At 77.0% G+C, this 1,248-nt stretch carries 1 protein-coding gene; it reads left to right on the forward strand.

Annotation, left to right across the window (positions count from 1 at the left end; translation table 11 throughout):
- Positions 1–64 precede the first annotated feature (64 nt).
- On the forward strand, positions 65–1,248 hold a 1,184-nt coding region (locus tag J0670_RS38245), incomplete at its 3' end, for an aminotransferase class I/II-fold pyridoxal phosphate-dependent enzyme (RefSeq protein ID WP_207817370.1).

Raw genomic sequence — 1,248 nt, forward strand, 5'->3', positions numbered from 1 at the left:
CGTCGTGGGGGTGTCCGCGGCGTTCGACATGACAACCTCTATGTACTAGTGCATAATTTGCTTTGTGCTAGGAGACTATCCGCTGAAAGGGCGACGCGCCAGCGAAATCGCGGCCCACATCGAGCAGGGCGTGAGCAGCGGGAGGCTCGCCCCCGGGACGCCGCTGCCCCCGCTGCGCGACCTCGCCGCCGAACTCGGCGTCAACCCCAACACCGCGGCCGCCGCCTACCGGCTGCTGCGCGACCGCGGCGTGATCGAGACGGCCGGCCGCAAGGGCAGTCGGATCCTCCCCAGGCCGGCGCTCACCCCCCGGGACCAGATCCGCGTCCCGGTGCCCCCGTACGCCCGCGACCTGTCCACCGGCAACCCCGACCCGGCCCTGCTGCCCGACCTCGGTCCGGCCCTCGCGGCCGCCGCCGAGGCCGCCCGGGCCGAACCGGTGCTGTACGGGCACGCCGACGCCGACCCCGGGCTGCTCGCGCTCGCCCGCGCCTCCTTCGAGGCCGACGGGCTGCCCGGCGGCCCGATCGCCGTCGCCTCCGGCTCGCTGGACACCGTCGAGCGCATCCTCGGCGCCTGGCTGCGCCCCGGCGACGCCGTCGCGGTCGAGGACCCGGGCTGGGGCAGCCTGCTCGACCTGCTGCCCGCCATGGGGCTGCGGCCGCTGCCGGTCAGGCTGGACGACGAGGGGCCACTGCCGGACGCGCTGGCCGCGGCGCTGGCGGAGGGCGCCCGTGCGGTGGTGGTGACCAGCCGGGCGCAGAACCCGACCGGCGCGGCGGTCACCGCCCGGCGGGCGGAGGCTCTGCGGGCCGTCCTGGCCGAGCACCCCGGGGTGCTGGTGATCGAGGACGACCACGGGCACGGCATGGTGGACCAGCCGTACCACCCGCTGGTCGGCGCCGGTTCGCGGCACTGGGCGGTGGTGCGCTCGGCCGCCAAGGCGTACGGGCCGGACCTGCGGCTGTCGGTGGCGGTCGGCGACGAGGAGACGATCGGGCGGGTGTCCGGGCGGCTGCGGCTGGGCGCCGGGTGGGTCAGCCACCTGCTGCAGCGCGCCGTCGTCGAGCTGTGGCGCGGCGACGCGGCGCCGGTCGGGCGGGTGGCCGCCGTGTACCGGGCGCGGCGGGACGGGCTGCTGCGGGAGCTGGCGGCGCGTGGGATCGAGGCGCACGGGGAGAGCGGGCTGAACGTCTGGGTGCCGGTGCCGGACGAGACCTCGGCCCTGGCGGCGCTGGTGCAGCGCGG

This window comes from Streptomyces sp. FH025, assembly GCF_017427025.1.
In the GTDB taxonomy this organism is placed as follows: domain Bacteria; phylum Actinomycetota; class Actinomycetes; order Streptomycetales; family Streptomycetaceae; genus Kitasatospora.